A 24,654-nucleotide genomic window follows, 5' to 3' on the forward strand; every position below is an offset into this window, starting at 1 on the left:
ACACACATCTTTCGGTACGTAAGCGCCGAGTATACGAGCACTGCCTGAGATGGATAGAGGACTTAACCTTGTGTTGCAGGCTGGTCCCACAGATGCGCGCCTGACTCGATTTCTGTTCGTCACCCCGTACCTTCGCGACGGCCCTGCCGCAGCAGGGCGGCTTCCTCCCCAGGCACCGTTGCCGGATACCCAGTTGCCATGTCGCTACACCCTTCGCCTCCATCGGGCTGGGTCTAAGACTTGCCAAGCGATCCAACCGACTGATATGCTTGGCTCACTTTTAAGATGTGTGCCGTGCCCGGCACACAACCATGCAAATTCAGCCGACGCAAAAACCGCGCGGCTGATTTGCGGCGTTCTACCTCTTGCTACTTGACAAACAAATTCACTGTTGTACAATTGTCCAGAATACATATTCTGGAGGTAAACATGGATGTTGTAATTGATACATCTGCATTGATTGCAGTTATTGCCGGCGAACCTGAACGTCGTAGGATTATCGAATTTACTACTGGAAATACACTTATCGGGCCTGGTTCTATTCCCTGGGAAATCGGCAATGCCTTCTCGGCAATGTTCAAGCAGAACAGGTTGACACTTGATGAAGCTCGGAAGGGTCTTGTGATTTTCGATAGTATCCCTTTGCGCTATATTAAACCAGATTTTGTTAATGCCTTGAAAATATCCAAACAAGCCAATATGTATGCATACGATGCCTATTTCCTGGATTGTGCTATTAGGCATAAAGCACCGCTATTAACGTTGGATCAAAAGCTAAAGAGAGCTTCTCAAAATCTCAACGTTGAAACCATGGAGGTTTAAAATGCAAGTTTATACTTATTCAGAAGCCAGACAAAAGCTTGCTATAGTTCTTGAAGAGGCTGAAAATACTGGAAAGGTACTAATTCGGAGGAAAGACGGAAGAACTTTTGCATTGGTTCCGGAAAAGATCGCTTCTTCACCTTTAGATGTTCCTTCAATTAAAGCGCGTATTACAACACAAGAAATAGTGGATATTATTCGAGAAGGAAGAGAAAGGTAGAACAAATCAGTTCACCTGACCGGAAAATTTGTGGCATTTTCCGTAGTTACCTTGTGTTCACAAAACTTTGCATTTGCCGGCTTCATCATAACTTTGCCGGCAGGTGACTTAAGCGTGTGTGCCGGGCATGGCACAGAACTAGCGAGGTGCAAGTCCTCGTACCAGGTGATCGCGGAGCCTAAGGTTAGGAGAAGGGCAAGGGCGTCGTCGTGAGGCGGGGTCTGGAGGAAGCCCAATCCGAAAGCGCGGGGCGACGAACAGGAACCGGATCTGAGGTGTGGTACATCCGGGACGAGTGGGCACGTGACCACGAAGTCCTCCATCCGCAATTGGGGTGTGCTTTATAAATCCGGCGTTTACGCGCAGAAAGCGTAACTTCTCAAAAAGTCCGGGTAAAGAGCAAAAAAAGTCTGGACAACATCGATGCGTTGTATTATGAAAACAATGCATGAACCCATTAACACGACTTCCAAAAATTCCTTCGGATCAACTTACTCCTCTCGTTGCCGAATTGCTTGGAACCATCCAACTGCAAATGGAGGAGATGCAGCTTTTAAAAGATGAAATAGCCAGATTAAAGTGTCAAAAGCCTAAGCCTAAAATCAAACCTTCCAACCTTGAGAAGGAGACAGATAAAAAGAAGTCATCGAAAAAAAAGCCAAAGTCTCATAAAAAATCAAAGACCAAAAAACTCGAAATCAATCAAGATATTCCTCTTAAACCTGAAAATTTACCTCCAGGCAGTAAGTTCAAAGGATATCAAGATTATGTTGTACAAGACCTTGTCCTCGCAAGCTGGAATATCAGATACCGAAGGGAAAGATGGCAAACTCCTTTGGGAGACTACGTCATCGGCCAATTGCCTAAAGATGTCGATGGCCACTTTAGCTCAAGCCTTGTTTCGTTTGTTCTATACCAGCATTACGGTTGTTGCGTGACTCAACCATTGATCCTTGAGCAATTACATGAATTAGGCGTAGATATCTCATCCGGTCAAGTCAACAACATCATAATCAACAATAAAGAGCGATTTCACAACGAAAAGGCTCTAATTTTATCAACTGGACTCCAAATATCAAACTATATCAATGTTGACGATACCGGTGCCAGGCATAAGGGTCAAAATGGTTACTGTACTCATATAGGCAATGAATATTTTGCATGGTTTGAAAGTACGCCAAAGAAAAATCGCGTTAATTTTCTGGAAATTCTTCGTGCTGAACATACGGACTATGTAATTAATAGCGACGCAATAGAATATATGTCCGTCCATGGGCTTCCTGATTACCAGGTTGCCAAGTTTATGCATATCAAAGGCGAAACATTCAATGATAGAGAACAGTGGAGCGCTTTTCTTTCTTCTAACAGGATTGTCTCGAACCTCCATATCCGGATTGCCACAGAAGGCGCCCTTGTCGGAAGTATCATATCTCATGGTTACAACAAAGACTTAGCCATTATCAGCGATGATGCCGGACAGTTTAATGTGTTTCTTCATGCCCTGTGCTGGGTTCACGCTGAAAGGACTATTCATAAACTAATTGGATTTACAACTGAGCAACAGAAACTCCTTACAGCGACTCGATCAGATATCTGGCAACTGTATCGAGATTTAAAAGAATATCAGCTTCAACCGGACAACAACATGAAAATTGAGTTAGAAAATCGATTTGATGAACTTTTTACTCGCAAAACCGATTTTGCCACACTGAATTTAGCTCTGAAAAGAATATATCTAAACAAATCAGAACTTTTATTGGTTTTAGAAAGGCCGGATATCCCACTACACAATAATTTAAGTGAACGAGATATCAGAGAATACGTAAAAAAACGAAAAATAAGTGGTTCAACTCGAAGTGACATCGGGAAAAAGTGCCGTGACACATTTACCAGCCTAAAGAAAACCTGTCGGAAGCTAAAAATTTCTTTTTGGGACTATCTCAATGATCGAATCTCAAACAAAAATAAAATCCCTCCAATTTCTGATCTCATGAAATTTCAAGTGGCTCAGTCAGGCCCATAGGTGCTCCTATTGACCCGGACTTTTTGAGAAGTTACCAGAAAGCTCTGTGTCTTACCCCGGGAGATCTGTACGGTGTCTTTTGAAATATAAAGACTGAGGGTGGAGTAATTCACTCTGAGCGCTGTACAGAAGTCAGCAGAAGGCATAGTAGTCTAGGAAGTCACGCCAAAGCGTGATTGGAAACGAGCCGTGAGAAGCGGAGGACTCACCCGACGAAGGCCCGAACGGTTCCCTGAGAAGGGAAGTGGCCAAAGATCCGTGGTCAATTACTGAGCGGGACATATGAACCGCAACCAGTAAGACGAGTAGGAATACCTAAGCTTGGCGGAGGGATACGACAGCTTGGTATCCCCACCGTGCTGGATCGATTTATCCAGCAGGCATTATTGCAGGTATTGCAGGAAGAGTGGGACTCAACCTTTTCTGATTTCAGTTATGGATTCAGACCCAAGAGGAGCGCCCACCAAGCCATTAAACAGTCCCAAAGGTATCTCAAACAGGGATATCGCTGGGTTGTTGACATGGATCTCGATAAGTTTTTCGACCGAGTAAATCACGATAAGCTGATGAGCGTGGTCCTGAAACGTGTTAGAGATAGGCGGGTAAATGATCTGATTCAAAGTTTTCTACGATCCGTAGTAGAGCATGAAGGAAGTTTAGTTAAAACGGAAATGGGAACTCCACAAGGCGGGTTATGCAAAGCTTTGCATAATCCGCCTTATGCGAAGTTCGCGATTATGCAAAGTAAATCGCTTAATGTACAATATTTCCAACACATGCACTGAATTTACTTTGCATAATATCACGACTACTTCAGATTTGAAAGCCATTCCAACAATGCAGCGTCTTTATTCCAATCGGGAAGATTGCTATCTACCAGAGTTGGATAGGCGTTTTCGATGGCCTGACGTTTCAATTCGGTATCACACTTTGCGTAAATTTCGGTGGTTTTGATATCCTCATGTCCGAGAAAATCCCTGATATAGATAAGGCTAACGCCAGCCTGCAGCAGGTGCATTGCTTTGCTGTGGCGAAACATATGTGGCGTCACTTTTTCCGGCATGCTTGCAGATATCTTTTTCGCCGAAACAACATACTGAGAGATGATGTAGGCAATGCCTTCCTTAGTGAGTTTGCTACGATGCTTGTTGACAAAAAGCGGATAGTCCTTTTTCCAATCTTTATCAAGGGAATGCTCCTGAAGGTAATGTTGAAGCAAGGTCAGAGTATTTTTCATTAGAGGAACTCTGCGCATCTTATTGCCTTTTCCAGTGAGGATAAGCAGTGCCGGATTGTCCACTACAACATCCCGTACCCTGAGATCGGCTAATTCCTGCACTCTGCATCCTGAATCATAAAGAACACTCAAAAGCGTCAGGTTTCGTCGGCCTTTCACGGTCATTTTATCCGGCTGTGACAGCAAAAATTTCATCGCCTCCGGTGTCAGATGTGGCGCCGACGGCTTGGAGGCCTTCTTGACCGGTATGGCAATGACCTTTTGGAAATGAAGGATTCCTGATGGTTCCTCGTATTGAGCATACCTGAAAAAGGAATGTATGGCTGCAAGCCTTTGGTTACGGGTTGCAGTGCTACATTTACGTTTCTTTTCAAGCCATTCGAGAAAATCAGCAATCATTACATGGGTCAGCATGCCCATGTTCAGCTTTTCGGCAGGTATATCCTTCTCTTCCTGACAGTAACGGAGTAGCAATTTAAAGGTATCACGGTAGGATGCTATCGTATTGTTACTGGCATTTTTCTGTCGAGGCAGATACACGGAAAGAAATCCAGTAAGGTGAGTTGCAAAATCAGTAGGTTTCATAGCCATTACCCTCCAGTCGAGGAATGATATCAGGATAACACCCTTCGAGTTTGATGGATATATCTGGAAAGATATCAGCTGTAAGTCTGAGGTAATAGGTTGTTTCCTCAAAGGAATCGTGTCCCATATATGTTTTCAGTACAGGAAGATATGCGGCAATGTCTTTCCCTTCCATCACCCATTTTTTCAGACACTGGCAGGCATATGTATGACGAAAATCGTGTACTCTCGGACCTTTTCCTCTTCCGCCATGAGAGATGCCGGCTCTCCACAGGAATCGCCTGAAATTGTGGTAAACATTTCCTACAGTCATTGGCTTTCCTTTAAGTCCTGGGAAAAACCAATCAGACCCCTTTGAAAGGTTATGCACATTTTCAGAGTAGTTCCGGCATCGACCGGTAAGCTCGTCTGACATGGCAACCAAACGGCTATTGTCTTTTTTTGAATGATGAATGCTCAGTATGCCTGCATCCGTATCCACATTTTCGACCTTCAGAAGTCTTGCTTCGGAAGACCGAAGGCCGCAGGCGTAAACTAGCCGGAAAAATACCGGCATGATGAGATGGCGATATGGACATTCACCGACGTAGCAGCATTGATCCGTCTGATGGAAGAATCGTTTCAGTTCATTTTCCGTATAGATGTGAGAAACATACTGCTGTCCCGCCGGGTAATATCCTTTTGGGAGGACGTATGCGCCAATTCCAATATTTTCCATATACACGGCAAGCTGCCGCAAGATAGAGGCTCTTGCACACTGATTGGCCTGTGCCTCATAGTTCCTTTTTGAGCACCACTCCAATACTATTTCCTTTGAAAGGATCGATGCTTCGGGATATTTTTCAGCGGTAAAGGAGGAAAATCTTGATAGATGCGCCGTTTCTGCCTCATATTTATACCCGACCGCTTGCTTCAAGCCGACATGGTTTTTGATATGCTCTGCAAATGGACCTCTGAACGGGTAGTTTCTCATGAGCCCACCTCCGGAGTATGCAGACAGCATTCTTTAAGCTTATTGATGCCCACCTTCAAATAGACTGCTGTAGCGTCCGTGTCCGTATGACCCAGAATATCCGAGATGACAGCAAGCGGTGTGTCATGCTCAAGCATTCTTGAAGCTGCCGTATGACGAAGAGAGTGCATACCACGGTGCTTCTTCAAAGTAGGCAGATGTGCAATCCGCATATAATCACGGATTATCTGATACAGATGATCATTTTCCGAAAAGGGAAGAAATGGCGCCACGTGCCTTACAAAAAGAACAGGCAAATCCACTTTTGGCCTGCCGTATTTCAGATAATCAATGACAGCCCATCCAACTTCGGAAGGAATCGGCAGGGTTACTGTTTCCCTTGTTTTTGATTGGATAAATGTCAGTTTCTTCGTTCCCCAGTCGAAACAACCAAAAGTGAGGTTTTTGATATCAGTGACTCTAAGACCCAACACGCAGGCAAGGAGGATAATGGCATAGTCCCGTTTTCCCTTTGGATTTCCTCGATCAATGGCGCCTATCAGTGCATCCAACTCTTCTTTCGTCCAAACGGATGGGATGCGTGTCTGTTTACGAGCCTGAATCATTGGTGTTTTAGAAGCCAGATCCGTTTGTAGGATGTTCTGTTCCTGCAAATACCTTAAAAAAGAACGTATGGAGCAGATGTTTTGTTCCACAGTCTTATAGGTGTAACCGGCCAGTGTTCGTATATACCCGTTGATAACAGGAAGCTCGACATCGTGACAATCACGGATTCCCTGGGAAACAAGATAATCCATGAAACGCTCCGATTGCTTCACGTAATGATTTACGGTTACTTTGGAATAATCCTTGTGCTCACAGTATCTTTTAAAATCCTTGATGACACCTATGTAATAGGAATCTGTAAGCAGTTTCCTATGTTTATAGTACCGTCTAAGAACAGTGTGGTGGAGTTGGAAGTCTCCAATCATACGGATGATGCGGAGTTCTTGCGTATCCTTCTGGGATAGGGTTTTATCAAAATCCTTTTCAAGGATCTGGTAGTGGTGTTCGACATAGTCGATTCCAAGTTGCTCGGAATAGAAAATCTCATCCCGCCCTTCAGCGAACTGAATAATTTTCTTCCAACGGTTGCGGTAAAACTTCATGGAGCCTTCGGTGTAACCGAGCCGAAGTAGCTCCTGCTCCAAATCCTGTAAAAGCTCTTCCAATGGTTTCTTTTGCATAAAAAGTATCTCCTTATAATGATTTTTTGAGCTTTTGCTCAGTCTCATTGGCGGAGATTATGCTTATTAAATCAAAAAGAAACCCTTGAATTAAGACGAATTTTATGGCTTACTTTGCATAATTACTTTCTTTGCATAAGGAGGGCCGTTGTCTCCGTTGCTGGCTAACCTTCTGCTTGATAAGCTGGATCGTGAACTTGAGCGACGAGGTCACCGGTTTGTGCGTTATGCGGATGACTGTAACATCTATGTCAGAAGTAAACGGGCCGGAACGAGGGTTTTGCGAAGTATCAGCCGATTTTTGAATTGTCACTTAAAGCTCTCAGTTAATGAGGCAAAAAGTGCGGTTGATCGGCCATGGAAACGTCAGTTTCTAGGGTTTACTCTCAGCTCTCGCCAGAACAGACGCATTAGCTTGAAGGCGATCAAACGTTTCAAGGATAGGATTAGAGAAATCACCTGTCGAACACGTGGTAGACGTATCGAAGTAATTGTGAAGGAGCTTCGCCGGTTTATGTTAGGCCGGCATGCGTACTTTAATTTCACAGAGGTGCGGCACGTTCTAAGAGAACTGGACGCCTGGATTAAAAGACGTCTTCGGTGTTACCTCTGGAAGCAATGGGGTCGCCGTGGCTATTGGGAGTTGAGAAAGCGTGGAGTGAGTAGAGATCTTGCTTGGAATACGTCGAAATCGGCGCATGGTCCATGGAGGCTGAGCCGCAGTCCGGGTTTAGCTTTTGCATTACCGGCAAAGTATTTCGCACGTCTAGGATTGCCAAGACTGTTTGTAAAACCGACTTAATCAACCGAACCGCCGTGGTACGTGATCCGTATGCCCGGTGGTGTGGGAGGAGGGGAGTCGTGAGGCTCCTCCCTATCCCGATTGGGCTTGAAAATCCAGCAAGCAAAAAACAATTATAATTTTCCAAAAACTTCATTTTTTATTGACCAGTTGGTGTTCGGTGTGTATTATTACACATATGGATAGCAAAAAAATCATAAAGGCAATAAAAAAGAAAGGCTGGGTGCATATCCGTACAACTGGAGGTCATTGGCATTTCCATCATCCTGAGCAAGCAGGAATTGTCACTGTGCCCCACCCCAAAAAAGATATTCCTATCGGCACCCTAAAAAGTATTGAGAAACAAGCCAATATGGAATTTAAGCAGGAGGTTCGTAATGTCTAATTATATCGCGGTAGTGCATAAAAATTCTTCAAGTGATTATGGGGTATCATTTCCTGATTTTCCTGGTTGTATAACAGGAGATAAATCTATTGATACAGTGAAAGACCTTTCAAGTGAAGCATTATCTGGCCATATTCAGACCATGAGAGAGTTCGGAGAAAAAATCCCTAATCCAACAAAGTTAGATGACATTGTTGCAGATCAAGATTATTCGGATGCAATTGCTTTTTTTGTTGTATCTGCCCCAGAAGTAAAATCAAAAACTGTTCGAGTGAATATCACATTACCGGAAAATATATTGCATCAAATAGATGTAACTGCAAAAAAAAGAGGTATGTCACGGTCATCATTTTTAACTCATGCTGCTCAAAATGTGATGCATTCATAACTACCTATAAGTATAAAAAATCACAGCAAAAAAATAGCCCAACAAGACAAATTAACACGGACTGGCTTACTGCGGCTCTTTTTGCAACACTTTAGTTTCACAAACTTTATTTCCTTTTCAGCCTTTGCCGCTTATATACGCCAGCCGGTTATTTGCGGCGTTCTCGGCGGCTGCGCCGCCGAGAATCGCGGTGCTGACCGGCACCGCGATTAGCCAGATTATCACGAGGACGCCAAAATAATACCGCCAACATATAATACCTAAAGTTTCCCCTTTTTGAAAGCAGCCCGGCGGGGTGAGTACTACTGAAGAATATTAATATTTCCTGTAATAACAGATGGTTAGCAAAATGGCGGTCGCCTGTAACCTATTGAAATCATTACAGATATCGGGACCGATTTTTGGCAATATGATCAAATATTTAGTTAATACAGTATGTTAATGTTGATTGCGAGGCTCGGTTGTGGTATGTTTCTTCTTCCACAAACAAACAACCCAACCGGAGGCCTCGCATGCTTATCCTACACGACATCCTTGAAAAACTCAAAAACGAATTTGCTCAGTCCAGTAAAGGTCAGGAACGGGGAATATGGTTCGTATACACGATCGTGGCGATCATTGTTCCTTTCGCCTCATCGAGGACCTCAAACATTCTACGGTGCTTGAAGACGGTGTTCGGCTTTTCCGGGATCAGTCGTAAAAAGTTCTATACCTTCATGGCATCCCCACGGATTCCATGGCAACGGTTATGGCCCACGCTGTGGAAATTGATTCCGCTGCCAACGACCGGTGGGCGGTTAATGCTGGCTCTGGATGACAGTATCAACGCCAAGACAGGCAAGAAGATTTTCGCCTGCGACAAGGTTTTCGATCATGCTGCCAAGCAAAACCAGTCCAGGTATCCGTGGGCCCAGAACATCGTTGCTGTGGGGTTGTTGAAGATGATCAAGGGACGTTGGGCCTGTCTGCCGCTGAGTTATCGTTTCTACCTCCTGAAGAAAACCATCGAACGAATGAACCGTGACAGCAATGGACCGGAAGTGACATTCAAGAGCAAGCTTGCCATGGCGGTCGACATGATCGGTGAGATTGCCGCGGTGTTTCCCAGAAAACGGATTGTCATCATCACCGACTCATGGTTCGGCAATGGCGGCCTGTGGAAGCCATTGAAAAAACAGTTGGGCATATGGGTGGATATGATTTCCAGGCTTCGATCCAACAGCACAATATTTGAACTGCCGCCACCTCCGACCGGACGACAAGGCCGCCCGCGTAAATATGGCCGCAAGCTGGGGAATGCGGCAGCGTTGGCCGTTCGATTCAAATCGCTGGCAAAAGAATACATCGTCAACCTGTATGGCCGCAACCGGAACATCGTAGCCTATGAACGCGTGGTGATGCTCAAGACCATCCGATGTGCGGTCAAGGTGGTCTGGGTCTATCGTAAGACACAGTGGGTGGCACTTTATTCCACCGACCTGTCCCTTTCGGCTGAGCAGATTATCGAATACTATGGGGCCCGCTGGAAGATCGAAGCCTTATTCAAGGAATTGAAAAACGACATCGGCAGCGCTGACACGCAAAGCCGTCATCCGCAGGCCGTCAGCAACCATCTGCACTTTTGCATGCTGGCGACCACCGTCGCCTGGATTTACGCCAGCCGGGTCGAGAAAACGCCATCTCGCCGGCATGCCGTCGGCGGCCGCCGTCATTTTGCCTTTTCGGATGTCCGCCGATCCGTTACAAAGGCCGCGATGGACAAGGATTTTGGTAGGCTCTTCCCGGTGCCACGCAAATCCGTCTTTAATTCTCTCGTGGACGTACTGCTGCGCATGGCGGCTTGATTGAATTTAGGAAACTTTAGATATAATACTATGGAGGAATTAAAGATGAACAGAGTAAGTATTAATGGTTTGTTAAAACCTACCACAAATGAAGTTGTAAAGGATCAATACCTTGGTCATTTTTTGAAAATCAGCTATACCCAAGAAATAAGTGGAAACTCAATTTATAGTAAGGATCGCACTGATGTAGAGGAGAACGGTGCTTTCCGGTTTTTCCTACCCAAAGAAGATTTATTAAGCGGACAAAACGTGACCATAGAGGTATTTGCTCCTGATGGCGATCTTTTGGGCAAGCAAGTATACAGTTATGGTAGTTTGCACGCGGCAAATATTGCTGAAAATGCAGAAGATGACACCCAACCGTTTGAGATACAAATTGATCCCAAAGTCATTCAGTTTAATCAATCGAATCCAGTCCTAAATATTTCTCGAAAAATATCAGGGCGGGTGGTTGACATTTCTGGTGAGAACCGGACTTCAGGCTTGCAAATAGTAATAGTCGCCAGCAATAATCCTGAGGCAACTTTGAATAGTCAAAGTTTCCAACCAATTTTTACCGCTCAAACGAATAATGATGGTTATTTCTTTGGTCAAATCGACAATAAAGACCATGAGCAAGCGTATGGATTGATTGCTGGACTAAGCGATGAACCGATTCAGATTGAGCTAGAAAACAAAAAAATTCCTAAGAATTTATTATTGTTGGGCGATTTGTCGGGATTGCCCGCGGACGTAGGCATAGCAACAACTGTGGTTCCAACTTTACCAGATGCCAGTGAACTCGTGGGGAACACATCGTTTTCACAGGACATTGGAGGAAAATGTGTTGATTTTACGATTCCTAATCGTACCTTGGAGGAATTTAGTTTTTATCACACGGTTCGGACTACTGAGCCCGAAATCCGCGGTCTGACAATTACCGCCCTTGAAAGCAAGCGTCTAAAGACAGAGTTACTGACACTCTCGGATGATTTATTTGCGGTTTTGGGTCGTATCAATAGTTCTATGGGCACCTTGAACTTAGTGAGTTATTCGGTTGATGAAGATAGCGACGAAACTACTAAGGCTTCAACCCAGCCGTTGACAGGGCATGACGAGACTATGCCGGTTGGTAACATCAGCACAGGTACAAATGCTTCATCTGGGAGTGCTATTTCGGCTGCCCCAGTGTATCGATTGAAGCTTGATACCGGAGTTGGGAAGGTAAAATTTAGCACTGTGCAATTAAAGTATGATTTTGGCGGCATATTGAAATTGCTCGCGGAACAGGCTAAACGTAAGGCGAAGCTACAGCAATTACACTATGAATTAGCTGCCGCGTATTGTGGAAAACAAGGTGCTCCCCAAGCCAAGACATATTGCGAAACTCTCATTTCCCAAGACTTCCTCAATAGAGCCTCCGTGGAATCTTTGCTTGGCCATATCAAGCAATACATCGACCAAAGCTCTGATGACTTTTTCCAAAATATCTCACTCCCAAAGCAGTTGGTGGCCTTTGTTGAAAATATCAAAGAGACGTTGCAACGGCCATTTGTAGATGCAGCATCGATTACCATTGTTAAGAACCGTACTGAAAAGCTGATTGAGGCTGTTGATAAACAAACTGTAGAAAGTCAGGATCAAGAGGAATTGCTGGGATATTTACGCCGTTTGATCAGTGAACTCGCAGAAGCAAGTGAGTATGGTTTATATAATTTCGAGCCCTGTCCTCCAAGGAAAACGCAAACAATGGGTGTTATGTGTATGCTACAACAATTTGAAGACACCCGGGATACATTGCGTAATAAGTCTGTCTTGTCTTTAGGTGAGATACTTACAATACGCGCTAATTATGATACATATATCATTAGTATTTCATCATTTTTGTATTTATTGGAGAAATTCCATAGTTTTTACAACGGCAGTTCTAACTTCCTGATTTCGCTGGAAGATGATTATTTTGTCAAAAACTATGACTCTATTCGTGTCTCGTTGAGTGCTTTGAAGCGACAAATCTACGTCGCCATCAACCACATTGAAGCCATAGAGAGTGCCTATATTTCTGATCATCCAGGCCGCAAAGAGCTTAGCATTGAGGCGAGCATCGATTGGGATGAAACACCGACGATTTACGAGAATACAACCATTGCACATGGTCACATCTTGCATTTCAAGCAACAATGGAAGGCCGATGGCTATTCTTTAGGTGATTTATTGTACAGCCTCCCTCTCGCGCCTTGTCAGGAAAAGCAAATCGCGATTGTTGATTGGGACAGGGAAGAACGTGCCGCACGGTCAGAAGGGCAGACAGTGTCTGAGTCCTTGGCTGCCGGTCTTTCGCATGATCGAGATATCAGTGAGATCATCAATTCGTCGTTCAGAGAAAATATCAGCGCCAGCTCATACAACAAAACTAGCGGCACTAGTGCTGGAATTGGTGGCGGTATTTTTGGGGCTATTGGAGGTTTATTTGGTGGTGTATCACATTCTGGGGCTTCGTCCAAATCGACGGCCACACAAAATTCAGCACGCAATTTATCTGGCAGTACTTTAAACCGTTTGCAGGACACTATCTCACAATCGGCATCGTCACTAAGGACACAGCGTAACACGGTAATTCAAACTGTTGGGCAAAATGAAACTGTATCGGTGCAAACCGAAGTGGTAAAAAATAACAACCATTGTCATGCAATCACCATAGAATATTTTGAAGTGTTGCGACATTATGCGATTGAGCAGGAGTTGGTCGATGTGCAGGAATGCTTGTTTGTACCCTTGCCAATGAGCCTATTCGACCATCCGAAAATTTTACGTTGGAAAAACACTCTACGCCGAGTGATATACGGAATGCAATTACGCCGCGGCTTTGATGCGATTGAGCGCATTTCCAACCATTATGCCGATTCGGACTTCCCGATCGGCAGTTATGCCGATGAAACTATTGAAGATTTTACTGGTAATTTCTCGATCTCCTTCGAATTGCAGCGTCCCTATATTTCGGAAATCGAAGAAGCTACTAAGACCGAAAAATACGATCTAAACGTTCCATTTCCTTGGTTTTTTGGGGTGATGAAGTTTTCGCTTGAACGCGAGGTCCCGCTAACCGAGGCTGAAAAGGACGCTATTTTTGAGGCGGAATATGCGCCTGAGATTGTGCGTACTTTTATTGATAAGCTAGATGTATACGGAATTGCCGAAGACGGTAGTGAAGCACGATTGGATTTGGATGTTACCCTGCTTTCTAATTATCGGCATGGTGTACCGTTAACGGTCAATATAGCCGCCCGCACGGTGCCAACAATTACCCGTCGGCAGATCAAACACTTACGATTCCGCGCCAATACACCGGTAAAAGCCTCGTCAAGAATTATCCTGCGCTCGGTTTATCTGTATTACCGAACTAAGCATCTGAATGAGGCTATTATACGTAACAGTCGTATCAACAATGACATTATCAACACGGTGGAGGTTCATGTTGATATAACCACACCACCTTTTATAGAGATTCAAACTAAAACCGATGCAGCTTTGATGTATACACCTTTAAACGCGCAAGAACAGCGAAATCCTCGAAAAGAAGATCAGCAAGCTGCCGCTGCGTTACTCAGTTATTTGAATGAGCACTTGGAATTAGCGCATAAAGCCATTTGGTCAAGCATGGATGCCAGCCGCTTATTTGGTTTATTGGATGGCTATATTGCACCGAACTCTGGTTATAGAAGCGTCGCGAGCGTAGTCGAGAATAAGATTATGGGCATTGTCGGCAACAATTTGGTGCTAAAAGTCGTGCCTGGTGAGCGTCTCGATCCAGTTTTCAGGAGTGTAGAAGACTTGATTGCTTATTATCAGCCGACAACGAAACCTGACCCATTTAGGATTAGCGTTCCAACGAAAGGAGTTTATGCGGAATCAGTTATGGGCAAATGTAATAGTTGTGAAGAAATTGATGAAACCAGACATTGGCGCTTTGATGATGTGCCATGTGGTACTAAACCTACAGCTATTGACTCGGTATCAACCGAGAGTCGAAGAGGCGATACAGATAATCTTCAGGTAAAGGATCTTCCTTCCAGCATCATCAACATGCAGAATGCACCGAATGCGCCTGATCCAACCGGATTGGGTGCTGCATTCAATCTACTGGGCAAGAGTGACGTATTCAAGGACATGACAGGTCTAGCTGGCACACAGGCAAATGCGATTGAAGCGTTAAAGACCACATCGAAAAGCGTCACTGACTTGGCTGGCATGGCAGCTGATCTTAAAAAACAAGAATCCATGAAGAAAGACATTGGTAAAACACTGAAGACCGTAAGTGAAGCTGAGAAAAATAAGCAAATTACCAAGGATCAGGCCAACAAACTGGCATACAGCGCCATAAGTTCGATGGTGGGCGAGCCAACGAAGAAGCAGGAAAAAGGGGCAACAAATAAAGAAGTTGAGCAACTAACAAAGACCGCTGGTCAGAACAAAGCATCTATAAAAGTGACTCGTTCCAGCGGTGAGAAAGTTGAGGTTGACGCCCGAAAGACTGCGCAAGATAGCGCGACCAAACCAGTCATTTTCCTTACAGACGAAACTTCATCGGCAGACCACCGAGCGTTTAAGCCTTCGGCAAACGATAAATCGTTGGTCATTGATATTGGGGTAGGCTTGATTGATGCTCCAAGTGGTTCACATTTGCAATGGTCAGCTGATCCAAACGCTTTGAAAATAGACAATCCAAACTCGCCTATAACTCGAGTACGAGGTATAAAACCGGGTAAACAAACTTTGACAGTTAAGTTGCTTGATGCTGGAGGAAACCAAATTGCGATCGAACGAATCCAGTTATCCGTTCCTCAATGTGTCACTGTAACCGAAGATAAAGCCTTATTTGATGAAGCATTGACAAGTATCAAGCTGCCTACGCAGAAGAACGCAATTGTAGATGAGATGAAAAAAGTAGTTGAGTATTTGTTGTCAAAATCAAATGTTCGTGTTTTTTGGAAAGTTGGAAGTTATAGCGAAAATGTACCGGCTCATGTACCAGCTAGTAATGTGGTTGTTGCTACCGTTAAAAATAATGATCCAAGTAGTAAAGGACAATTAGGTGTTACATCCAGTGCGACTAATGCTGACACATTTAACGAAACAATCGAAATATATCCGGGAATGTATGATGAGCCAGATGATATCGATGTAGATACTGAAACGCAGGCATTAATATTACAAATCAAAACAGATTTGCCCGGGCATTCAAACCTCATTTCTGTTGCTACAAAAGTGTATGGCAGGCTTATTGGTGAAACTCTTAGCCATGAAATAGGCCATGCATTGCTCTGGGATGATATACCGGGCGATCATAATTCCCCGGCAATTGTAAACGATATCATGAATAAGGGAGTTGATAGAATATTTAAACAGCGTACAGGTATGGATAATACTGTAAAGCAAAGTCCGGTTAAACCAGAGCACTACAAAGATTATGGAGTCGCCACAATCAATACATTCCAAGCGGTAAATCAAGGGCGTATCGACAATCAGTGGCCAGTTCCTCCAGCTTTCACTTAATAATGGAATAATTGGCTAACAATCACATACACTCGGACAGCAAAAAGCACCGCTCGTTCCTCGCTCTGCTTTTTGCTGCCGGTGATTTAACCGTGTGTGCCGGGCATGGCACAGAACTAGCGAGGTGCAAGTCCTCGTACCAGGTGTTCGCGGAGCCTAAGGTTAGGAGAAGGGCAAGGGCGTCGTCGTGAGGCGGGGTCTGGAGGAAGCCCAATCCGAAAGCGCGGGGCGACGAACAGGAACCGGATCTGAGGTGTGGTACATCCGGGACGAGTGGGCACGTGACCACGAAGTCCTCCATCCGCAATTGGGGTGTGCTTTATAAATCCGGCGTTTACGCGCAGAAAGTTCTGTGTCTTACCCCGGGAGATCTGTACGGTGTCTTTTGAAATATAAAGACTGAGGGTGGAGTAATTCACTCTGAGCGCTGTACAGAAGTCAGCAGAAGGCATAGTAGTCTAGGAAGTCACGCCAAAGCGTGATTGGAAACGAGCCGTGAGAAGCGGAGGCCTCACCCGACGAAGGCCCGAACGGTTCCCTGAGAAGGGAAGTGGCCAAAGATCCGTGGTCAATTACTGAGCGGGACATATGAACCGCAACCAGTAAGACGAGTAGAAATACCTAAGCCTGGAGGAGGGATACGACAGCTTGGTATCCCCACCGTGCTGGATCGATTTATCCAGCAGGCATTATTGCAGGTATTGCAGGAAGAGTGGGACTCAACCTTTTCTGATTTCAGTTATGGATTCAGGCCCAAGAGGAGCGCCCACCAAGCCATTAAACAGTCCCAAAGGTATCTCAAACAGGGATATCGCTGGGTTGTTGACATGGATCTCGAGAAGTTTTTCGACCGAGTAAATCACGATAAGCTGATGAGCGTGGTCCTGAAACGTGTTAGAGATAGGCGGGTAAATGATCTGATTCAAAGTTTTCTACGATCCGTAGTAGAGCATGAAGGCAGTTTACTTAAAACGGAAATGGGAACTCCACAAGGAGGGCCGTTGTCTCCGTTGCTGGCTAACCTTCTGCTTGATAATCTGGATCGTGAACTGGAGCGACGAGGTCACCGGTTTGTGCGTTATGCGGATGACTGTAACATCTATGTCAGAAGTAAACGGGCCGGAACGAGGGTTTTGCGAAGTATCAGCCGATTTTTGAATTGTCACTTAAAGCTCTCAGTTAATGAGGCAAAAAGTGCGGTTGATCGGCCATGGAAACGTCAGTTTCTAGGGTTTACTCTCAGTTCTCGCCAGAACAGACGCATTAGCTTGAAGGCGATCAAACGTTTCAAGGATAGGATTAGAGAAATCACCTGTCGAACACGTGGTAGACGTATCGAAGTAATTGTGAAGGAGCTTCGCCGGTTTATGTTAGGCCGGCATGCGTACTTTAATTTCACAGAGGTGCGGCACGTTCTAAGAGAACTGGACGCCTGGATTAAAAGACGTCTTCGGTGTTACCTCTGGAAGCAATGGGGTCGCCGTGGCTATTGGGAGTTGAGAAAGCGTGGAGTGAGTAGAGATCTTGCTTGGAATACGTCGAAATCGGCGCATGGTCCATGGAGGCTGAGCCGCAGTCCGGGTTTAGCTTTTGCATTACCGGCAAAGTATTTCGCACGTCTAGGATTGCCAAGACTGTTTGTAAAACCGACTTAATCAACCGAACCGCCGTGGTACGTGATCCGTATGCCCGGTGGTGTGGGAGGAGGGGAGTCGTGAGGCTCCTCCCTATCCCGATTCGGTCAATAACAAACTATAGGAGATGCTAATGAAGGCAGAATTCACAGCAATCATAGAGACTGCACCTGAAGGCGGCTTCTGGGCTATCTGTCCTGAGGTGCCTGGCGCCAACGGACAGGGCGAAACGATAGAGGAAACCAAGACTAATTTGCGACAGGCCATTGAGTTAATTTTTGAAGATCGAAAGACTGACATTCTTCGGGGCTTACCAAATGACGCAATCCAAGATAAGGTACTGATAGGATGAAACGACGAGACTTAGAGCGCCGGTTGAGAATTTCGGGTTGCTACTTGAAGAGAGAGGGCGCTTCACATTCACTTTGGATCAACCCAAAGAATGGAACGATTGAAGCTGTCCCCAGACACAATGAAATAAAAGAACCATTGGCAAAAAAGATCTTGAAGAATCTGGGTGCAGAATAAAGACCGAACCAACAGCTTGCAGTCCGACTGGCTTATCGCGGGCGTTTTGTTGAATTTAAGTGTTATTTGAAAGATTGTCATTTTGTCCTTATTAATTGCAATTAATCCGCCAGCGGCTGAAGCTGGACGTTAGAGCAATACCATATCGCAAAAGAACGATCCTTCTTGACAAAGGGATAAAAAGCGGACATTATGACCTCAAATATTCCCTCTGATTAAGGAAATGCAATGTACAAAGAAAACGCTCTTGACCTAATTAAAGAAGCAAGAACACGATATACCCAGAAAGAAATTTCCTGATTATATCGGATTTTGGGGAGGTCTCCGGTACCCACCCAAAGAAGCCGAAACGTACAAGTTTTGCAACCAGTTGTTGTGATATCTGAATTGGTTTAGCTGTTCCGCCGGACTTTTAAATCCATTGTGCAACTTAACCGTTCGAGGATTGTATGGTGAAAAATTATTGATGAGCGTCCATCCTCGAATACTCAACTGCGCTGCATCCATCGATCCATGAAAATATTGGGTACTGTACAGGTGGCGATCCATTCTTTGCATCAACCGGTCAACCATGTTACTGGTTCGGTGTGCTTTAGGATGATCGTAGGCAACACGATAGGCGGCAATGTTTTTCCGTAACTTCGTTATGGGATCTATGATAACGGATGGCACAGCATTCTTTTCGCACCATTCGTACAACCTTCTTATTCTTTGGGAAAACGATGCCTTACTTTCAGCGCGATAACACTCCCATAGCTTTGATGCGGCGTTTTCAAAAATATCTCGGTATTTCTTTTTGGCACGGTCACGAATTTTGATAAACACATGAAGAAAACAGCAAATGATAACTACTGCCGGGAAGAGGAATTGCCACGCATTTCGGGTGGCTTTCCAGCCGTCCATATTCACGGTTTCCGGTGAATATTCCGGCTTTATACACTGGGCCTCTTGTTTGTACACTTGATACGCATCTGTTAACGCTTGTTCTCCGGCGTCTTTGGCAACGGCTGCACCGAGAATACAGCCATCACCAACTGTCGTGGCCACATACGTTTTTTCACCTAAAATTCGAGTATGCTTTTCATCAGCGGCAAGATGTTCGGGAACATCTTGAGGATTTCGGACAGTTGTTCCGACAATGCTGTTTCGCCCGATAGATTGTTCGATTCGATACCAATACATGGGATCTTTTCCGAAAACACGACTTATGGCCCAAAATGGTATGTCGAACTTTCTAAAAAACATTGCATCTTCGATTTCGTCAACAAATCCAACGAGGTATGGCAGTACAAATGAAGGACGAATGGTGTAAGCAACACCGGATATTTTAATTCGACGGATCCATATGGATTGTTTTTTTGAGTAATAAAGATCCTTCATCCGATATCCATTTTCGATTTCAGCCGGGAATAATTCCGGAAACAGTTCGATCCTTTTGTTTACGGAAGTTCTGAAATCAACCGGGTTGAGTATGTTGCATTCATAATTGCCTTGAGAAAAGGGCAAACATATGATTCTGTTGTTTCGGTTAGCGGATCTTGTATCTGCTATTCCCATATAGTTAGAGACCTCCTTTGGCGGGATGTGTCTCTAACTATATAAAATTATTAGTAAAAAGTCTAGACTCAAATCTTCAATAATATCAACATGTTGTGTTTTTGTCGGGGGATAGGCCACTGTATGTTCGGCTTATTGGAATCAAACTCCCCAAAATCCGTTATAATCAGGAAATTTCATATATTCTGGACGTAGATGTAAGAACAGTCCGTCGATGGGAAGTTCGTGAATATAGTCCTCCACCCTATCTTGCTGATGCAATCCGGCAACGTCTTCTCCCATTTTTAAATAATGAGTCACAAAATAATTCATTGTTCCGGTTTGTTGATCTGTTTTCCGGTATTGGAGGAATGCGTATTGGCTTTGAGGAACACGGCGGGCGATGCGTATTTTCAAGTGAATGGAATAATTTTGCCCAAAAGACTTATCTTGAGAACTTTCCAAATTCCGCAACTCATTCTGAGGATAGGGGGTCGCACCAAATTAACCAATTGACATAAAAGAATAAAAGATGAAAAAATAGCCTCTGAAAGCACCTTAGGCGGCCACTTTTAGGGCCAAAAAACCTATTCTAAGCAAATATAAACGATGGCACGCGCTTACAGACACTTTATTCCTGGATATAATTGGCACATCACCCACCGATGCCACAAAAGAGATTTTCTTTTAAAATTCGCCAAAGATCGAACACGTTGGATGGAACTCCTCTTCGAAGCAAAAATGAAGTTCAGTCTATCAATCCTCAATTTTATTATCACATCCAATCATATTCATCTCATTCTATCATCAAGTGAGAACCCTCAGGCCATCCCCGGAGCCATGCAGTTGATAGCTGGCAGAACGGCACAGGAATATAATCGACGCAAAAAACGAAAAGGTGCCTTTTGGCAAGACCGCTATCATGCAACTGCCATCGAATCCGGCAAACATTTATGGCGATGCCTGGTATATGTCGACCTGAACATGGTTCGGGCAGGTGTCGTGAACCACCCGTCAGAATGGAAATGGAGTGGATATCATGAAATCCAACACCCGAAGGACCGATATCGCTTAATCGATCACCGTGCGCTAAAAAGATTGCTTAATGTGGACTCGCATGAAAGATTAGCCACAGCCCATTTAGATTGGATCTCAAGCCAGCTGATAGAAAAACCGCAGCGACAAAAACATTTCGTAGAAAGTATTGCTGTAGGTGGAGAACCATTCATTAAAAAGCTACAGACAGCTTTGGGAATCAAATCAATAGGTAAAAAGAAACGCCGATTACGAAGCGATGAATATCATCTACGAGAAACCATAGAGAAATACGGGAACGAGGATCGCATCCCTCAGCATAAAGACGAATTGAAAGAGCCTTGGGACAATACCATCCCCTTGGTTCTTTAGGTCATGATATTAAAATGATGTTTTTGCGGCTCAAACATGCCATCTAAGCTACAATAATGGGTGTAGAAAATGTCTTTTTCCACTTAATTACAATGGTTTAATTTGGTGCGACCCGGAAACCCCTGGTGCGACCCGGAAACCCCTGACCCGGAAACCCCTGCTTGAAACTACGAGGATTTTTGGATCTTCGGCTGTGCCTTTTCCCGGCCCCTTAGCATGGCGTTATACAGGCAAAAGTAATGAACAATTCATCACTTTATGATAAGAAAAGCATTGATGAAGTCGCAAAAATTTTAAATCTTTCTAAGCGGCTATGTAATGGTATACGAAAACATTTTGGTGAGTCCTTATCGCTATATGATTTGTCGCAAATAACATGGAGAGACTTTTACCCTTGCAAAGGTCTTGGAATTAAAAGCTGGCGCGAATTTAGCGACGCAATATCAATTATTGACATTCCAAAAAAGGCTGTAAAAATTCTCGATAAACCAAGTTCAAACAAAATAATTATCGAAATTGATATCTCGAAATCCTTTTCAAAAGTTATTAAAGAACTATCTGATATAATGAAAGCTTCTGTATATCGGGATAGGGAGTAGCCTCGCGGCCACCCCCTCCCACACCACCCGGCATACGGATCGCGTACCAAGGCGGTTCGGCTGATCAGGAAGGTTATTGAGCAGGCAGGAATAGTCCTCGTTCGAAGAAGTAACGGTTTGGTAGAGCAAATATCACCCACTTGACCTTGCTCATGCGCCAGTACTTTTTGCGGGCGTTACCGCAAAGCATGGCGTCCTTATGCGCAATGCCAAGCTTTTTGAGGTTTCGGACCTTGGTCCTGGGGTTTTTCCATTGTTTCCAGACAACGCACCGCAGCCGGCGGATGATCCAGCCATTGAGTGACTTGAACAGGTGCCTGGCTTCTGTCAGGCGATAATAGTTCCACCAGCCAATCAGGTACTGATTCAGATCTTTGATAATCTGGCTCAGACTTCTCCCTTGATTACGGTTCGTCAGTTCCCGGACTCGCTCCTTGAAACGTGAAATTGTTTTCCGGTGGATCCGGATCTTGGTCTGTCCACACATACTGATAAAGGTAAATCCCAGGAATTTGCGGAGCCATGGTCGGCTCACTGCGCTTTTCTCCTCGTTCACCTTGAGCTTGAGCTTCGCGGTGATGAACTTCGTGATGCTCTTGTTCACACGCTCGGCGGCTTTCCGGCTTTTGCAGTAGATCCTGAAGTCGTCAGCATACCTGACGAATTGGTGACCCCGCTTCTCCAATTCCTTATCCAGTTCATCGAGTACGATGTTGGAGAGCAACGGCGACAGAGGACCACCCTGGGGCGTTCCTTCTATGCTGGGACTGACAAGCCCCCCGATCATCGTTCCGGCCGTAAGGTACCGGCGGATCAATTTCAAGACCCGTTTGTCCCGGACCCTGGTGGCCAGCCGGCTTAAAAGCCGGTCGTGGTTAACTCGGTCAAAAAACTTGGACAAATCCATGTCAACCACGTGGGTGTACCCGTCCAGCAGATAGCCTTTGGCTTGTAGGACAGCGTCATGGGCTGATCGTCCTGGTCTGAATCCGTAGCTGTACTCAGAAAAGGTCGGGTCCCAGATCTGCTCCAATACCTGAGCTATCGTCTGTTGGATAAGGCGGTCCAATACCGTGGGGATACCAAGCAGGCGGACACCGCCATCCGGTTTGTCGATCTCCTTCCTTCTGACCGGTAAGGGACGATAATCCCCATTTAGCAGGTCCTGCTTGATCTTCGGCCAGTGCCTTTTCAGGTACCCTTTCAAGTGGTTGGTTTTCATGCCGTCCACACCCGGGGCGCCTTTATTGGCAACGACCTGGTTCATTGCTCTGAGCACATTACGTCGTTCGAGAATCAACTCCAACAACTGCTCTCTGCCTCCCAGACTTTCGGCAAGCCGCGACGCTACAAACATTTCCATCTGCTGTGGCTTTATGTTCATAAGTACACGTCTCCTAATGGTCATTTTCATTTACCCGTACCATTCGGGCCGGGCACCGTTCGGGCCTTTCACCGGGGTGAGCCTCCTGTTACGCTTGACCCGCGGGTAGCTCGCGCATCTCGTTTCCTCCGGTTACATTATGCCCTCTGCTGACTCCCGCTGCACGGTGGGCGCACCTTGCGGTTTGCTCACTCGGATCATCTGCCGCCGCCGGATCCTTTGGTTTCGTGTCCCTCTCCATAGCGGAGTTTGGCTCATCGCCGGTCAGGAGCCGGTCTTCCGACGATGCCGGGGGTTTTGGTGGCCGGAATCCCCCCTACCGGCAATTTCACACGACAAGTCCCGAGATGCAGCGGGCCTCCCGGGGTAAACACACATCTTTCGGTACGTAAGCGCCGAGTATACGAGCACTGCCTGAGATGGATAGAGGACTTAACCTTGTGTTGCAGGCTGGTCCCACAGATGCGCGCCTGACTCGATTTCTGTTCGTCACCCCGTACCTTCGCGACGGCCCTGCCGCAGCAGGGCGGCTTCCTCCCCAGGCACCGTTGCCGGATACCCAGTTGCCATGTCGCTACACCCTTCGCCTCCATCGGGCTGGGTCTAAGACTTGCCAAGCGATCCAACCGACTGATATGCTTGGCTCACTTTTAAGATGTGTGCCGTGCCCGGCACACAACCTAACAGTTGAGCGGGACCGGGAGAAGCCGTGCATTTTTTAACGTATGTCGGTAATTGACATCCAGTAAATATAATGAAGGCCTCAAGTTTTAATCTCCCGGCCCCTCACTTTCACGTTGGCAGAGAAGAAATTTCATATGGTAAAACAAAATGTAAAAGATATTCTCAAAGAAATGACCGAGAGTGATGACATTACTAAACCATGGCCAAAATTGGATTTGCTATTTTCCTTAGGATTTCCAGAAACTTTAAGAAATAATATTTGTCAATGGCACTGGCATAATCAAGAAGCTGCAACATTGGATGAAGTTTTCGAATTTGTTATTTCAAGTGAAAAAGATCCAAGGCCTGGATATCTAATCGCAAAAATGCTTGATTTCCGAAATGTTGGTATTAAGACTTATCTCAAACTTGTAAATACTCTTTCAGAAATCAACTTTGGACCACGGTGCAACCTCGTTTGGGAAAATAAATATACGACTTTCTTAAACTCCCATAGGGTCAGAGGCATAAAATTCAATTGGTCAAAACCAATCACTGAAGAAGGCAAGCTACTGGCAAAATTTAGAAATGGCACTCCATACATACAGAGGCGTCGTAAAAATACTGCCAACCAGTAGCTTAAGCGGACCGGGAAAAGCGGTGGCATTTTGACTATTGTAGTCTGTTGAAAGCCCTAATTATTTTGAACAGTTGGCGGTTTTTATTCCCGGCCCGCTTAGCTCGGGTTGTGCTTCAAAACGGAGACGGAGAATCTTTAATAATATATAAAAGTTACTGTGAGTGTTTCCGGGCAGACACAATATCTGGTGGCCGGATAATGTTAGAAAAAATGTTTAATCATACCA

Annotated in this window: 21 protein-coding genes; 16 read left to right on the forward strand and 5 right to left on the reverse strand. The window is 45.1% G+C overall.

Annotated features, from left to right (window positions below):
• The first annotated feature begins 429 nt into the window (after nt 1-429).
• The 4 genes from GN112_RS01035 to GN112_RS01050 all read left to right on the forward strand — a co-directional run bounded on the left by GN112_RS01035 (nt 430) and on the right by GN112_RS01050 (nt 3,850).
• Nucleotides 430-822, forward strand: coding sequence for a type II toxin-antitoxin system VapC family toxin (locus tag GN112_RS01035; protein ID WP_155308520.1), 393 nt, complete (start codon nt 430-432; stop codon nt 820-822).
• 1 nt (nt 823) lies between these two features.
• Nucleotides 824-1,042 carry a type II toxin-antitoxin system Phd/YefM family antitoxin gene (locus GN112_RS01040; RefSeq protein WP_155308521.1) on the forward strand — a complete coding sequence of 73 codons (219 nt, stop codon included), beginning with the start codon at nt 824-826 and terminating at the stop codon, nt 1,040-1,042.
• A gap of 448 nt (nt 1,043-1,490) precedes the next feature.
• Nucleotides 1,491-3,065, forward strand: coding sequence for an IS66 family transposase (locus GN112_RS01045; RefSeq protein WP_174247654.1), 1,575 nt, complete (start codon nt 1,491-1,493; stop codon nt 3,063-3,065).
• Nucleotides 3,066-3,376: 311 nt separating this feature from the next.
• Nucleotides 3,377-3,850, forward strand: coding sequence for a reverse transcriptase domain-containing protein (locus GN112_RS01050; RefSeq protein ID WP_269434967.1), 474 nt, complete (start codon nt 3,377-3,379; stop codon nt 3,848-3,850).
• A gap of 23 nt (nt 3,851-3,873) precedes the next feature.
• Here the strand turns inward: GN112_RS01050 and GN112_RS01055 are convergent, their stop codons facing one another.
• From GN112_RS01055 to GN112_RS01065, 3 genes are read right to left on the reverse strand one after another with little or no spacing between them, the layout of a single operon-like run.
• Nucleotides 3,874-4,887: a site-specific integrase gene (locus GN112_RS01055; protein WP_155308523.1), complete on the reverse strand. Its 1,014-nt coding sequence runs from the start codon at nt 4,885-4,887 to the stop codon at nt 3,874-3,876.
• The gene (locus tag GN112_RS01060) at nt 4,874-5,860 is read right to left on the reverse strand and encodes a tyrosine-type recombinase/integrase (RefSeq protein ID WP_155308524.1); all 987 of its coding nucleotides are present in this window, start codon (nt 5,858-5,860) and stop codon (nt 4,874-4,876) included. Before GN112_RS01060 ends, GN112_RS01055 begins: the two co-directional genes overlap by 14 nt.
• Complete coding sequence (locus GN112_RS01065) at nt 5,857-7,086, reverse strand: site-specific integrase (protein ID WP_155308525.1); 1,230 nt, start codon at nt 7,084-7,086, stop codon at nt 5,857-5,859. The genes GN112_RS01060 and GN112_RS01065 overlap by 4 nt, the downstream gene beginning before the upstream one ends.
• Before the next feature lie 148 nt (nt 7,087-7,234).
• On the opposite strand from GN112_RS01065, the gene GN112_RS35025 reads away from it, so the two are divergent.
• The 8 genes from GN112_RS35025 (at nt 7,235) to GN112_RS01105 (ending at nt 18,199) form a co-directional block, all read left to right on the forward strand.
• Nucleotides 7,235-7,888, forward strand: coding sequence for a group II intron maturase-specific domain-containing protein (locus tag GN112_RS35025; protein ID WP_155308526.1), 654 nt, complete (start codon nt 7,235-7,237; stop codon nt 7,886-7,888).
• A 178-nt stretch (nt 7,889-8,066) separates the two neighbouring features.
• Nucleotides 8,067-8,273 carry a type II toxin-antitoxin system HicA family toxin gene (locus tag GN112_RS01075; protein WP_155308527.1) on the forward strand — a complete coding sequence of 69 codons (207 nt, stop codon included), beginning with the start codon at nt 8,067-8,069 and terminating at the stop codon, nt 8,271-8,273.
• Nucleotides 8,266-8,661, forward strand: coding sequence for a type II toxin-antitoxin system HicB family antitoxin (locus GN112_RS01080; RefSeq protein WP_155308528.1), 396 nt, complete (start codon nt 8,266-8,268; stop codon nt 8,659-8,661). Before GN112_RS01075 ends, GN112_RS01080 begins: the two co-directional genes overlap by 8 nt.
• 512 nt (nt 8,662-9,173) lie before the next feature.
• The gene (locus tag GN112_RS01085) at nt 9,174-10,505 is read left to right on the forward strand and encodes an IS701 family transposase (RefSeq protein WP_155308529.1); all 1,332 of its coding nucleotides are present in this window, start codon (nt 9,174-9,176) and stop codon (nt 10,503-10,505) included.
• Between the two features lie 45 nt (nt 10,506-10,550).
• On the forward strand, nt 10,551-16,037 hold the full coding sequence (locus GN112_RS01090; protein WP_155308530.1) for a hypothetical protein: 5,487 nt from the start codon (nt 10,551-10,553) through the stop codon (nt 16,035-16,037).
• 560 nt (nt 16,038-16,597) lie between these two features.
• Nucleotides 16,598-17,692: a group II intron reverse transcriptase/maturase gene (gene ltrA / locus GN112_RS35030; RefSeq protein ID WP_155314092.1), complete on the forward strand. Its 1,095-nt coding sequence runs from the start codon at nt 16,598-16,600 to the stop codon at nt 17,690-17,692.
• Between the two features lie 112 nt (nt 17,693-17,804).
• Complete coding sequence (locus GN112_RS01100; RefSeq protein ID WP_155308531.1) at nt 17,805-18,023, forward strand: type II toxin-antitoxin system HicB family antitoxin; 219 nt, start codon at nt 17,805-17,807, stop codon at nt 18,021-18,023.
• Nucleotides 18,020-18,199, forward strand: coding sequence for a type II toxin-antitoxin system HicA family toxin (locus GN112_RS01105; protein WP_155308532.1), 180 nt, complete (start codon nt 18,020-18,022; stop codon nt 18,197-18,199). The genes GN112_RS01100 and GN112_RS01105 overlap by 4 nt, the downstream gene beginning before the upstream one ends.
• A 300-nt stretch (nt 18,200-18,499) precedes the next feature.
• Here the strand turns inward: GN112_RS01105 and GN112_RS34160 are convergent, their stop codons facing one another.
• Nucleotides 18,500-19,756: a hypothetical protein gene (locus GN112_RS34160; RefSeq protein WP_231716904.1), complete on the reverse strand. Its 1,257-nt coding sequence runs from the start codon at nt 19,754-19,756 to the stop codon at nt 18,500-18,502.
• A gap of 350 nt (nt 19,757-20,106) precedes the next feature.
• Here GN112_RS34160 and GN112_RS35080 point away from each other — a divergent pair, with 350 nt between their 5' ends.
• From GN112_RS35080 to GN112_RS01125, 3 genes are all read left to right on the forward strand, one after another.
• Nucleotides 20,107-20,256 carry a DNA cytosine methyltransferase gene (locus GN112_RS35080; protein ID WP_174247681.1) on the forward strand — a complete coding sequence of 50 codons (150 nt, stop codon included), beginning with the start codon at nt 20,107-20,109 and terminating at the stop codon, nt 20,254-20,256.
• An 88-nt stretch (nt 20,257-20,344) separates the two neighbouring features.
• A complete protein-coding gene (locus GN112_RS01120) occupies nt 20,345-21,142 on the forward strand; it encodes a transposase (RefSeq protein WP_197743230.1) in 798 nt (265 codons plus the stop codon).
• Between the two features lie 239 nt (nt 21,143-21,381).
• Entirely contained in the window at nt 21,382-21,741 is a 360-nt protein-coding gene (locus tag GN112_RS01125) for a hypothetical protein (RefSeq protein ID WP_155308534.1), read from the forward strand.
• A 73-nt stretch (nt 21,742-21,814) separates the two neighbouring features.
• On the opposite strand, the gene ltrA (GN112_RS01130) is transcribed toward GN112_RS01125, so the two are convergent.
• Nucleotides 21,815-23,125 (reverse strand): group II intron reverse transcriptase/maturase, encoded by a 1,311-nt coding sequence (ltrA, locus tag GN112_RS01130; protein ID WP_231716902.1) that lies wholly within the window; start codon nt 23,123-23,125, stop codon nt 21,815-21,817.
• An 818-nt stretch (nt 23,126-23,943) separates the two neighbouring features.
• Between ltrA (GN112_RS01130) and GN112_RS01135 the strand changes: the two genes are divergently transcribed.
• A complete protein-coding gene (locus GN112_RS01135; protein ID WP_155308535.1) occupies nt 23,944-24,426 on the forward strand; it encodes a hypothetical protein in 483 nt (160 codons plus the stop codon).
• Nucleotides 24,427-24,654: the final 228 nt, after the last annotated feature.

This window comes from Desulfosarcina ovata subsp. ovata (assembly GCF_009689005.1).
In the GTDB taxonomy this organism is placed as follows: domain Bacteria; phylum Desulfobacterota; class Desulfobacteria; order Desulfobacterales; family Desulfosarcinaceae; genus Desulfosarcina; species Desulfosarcina ovata.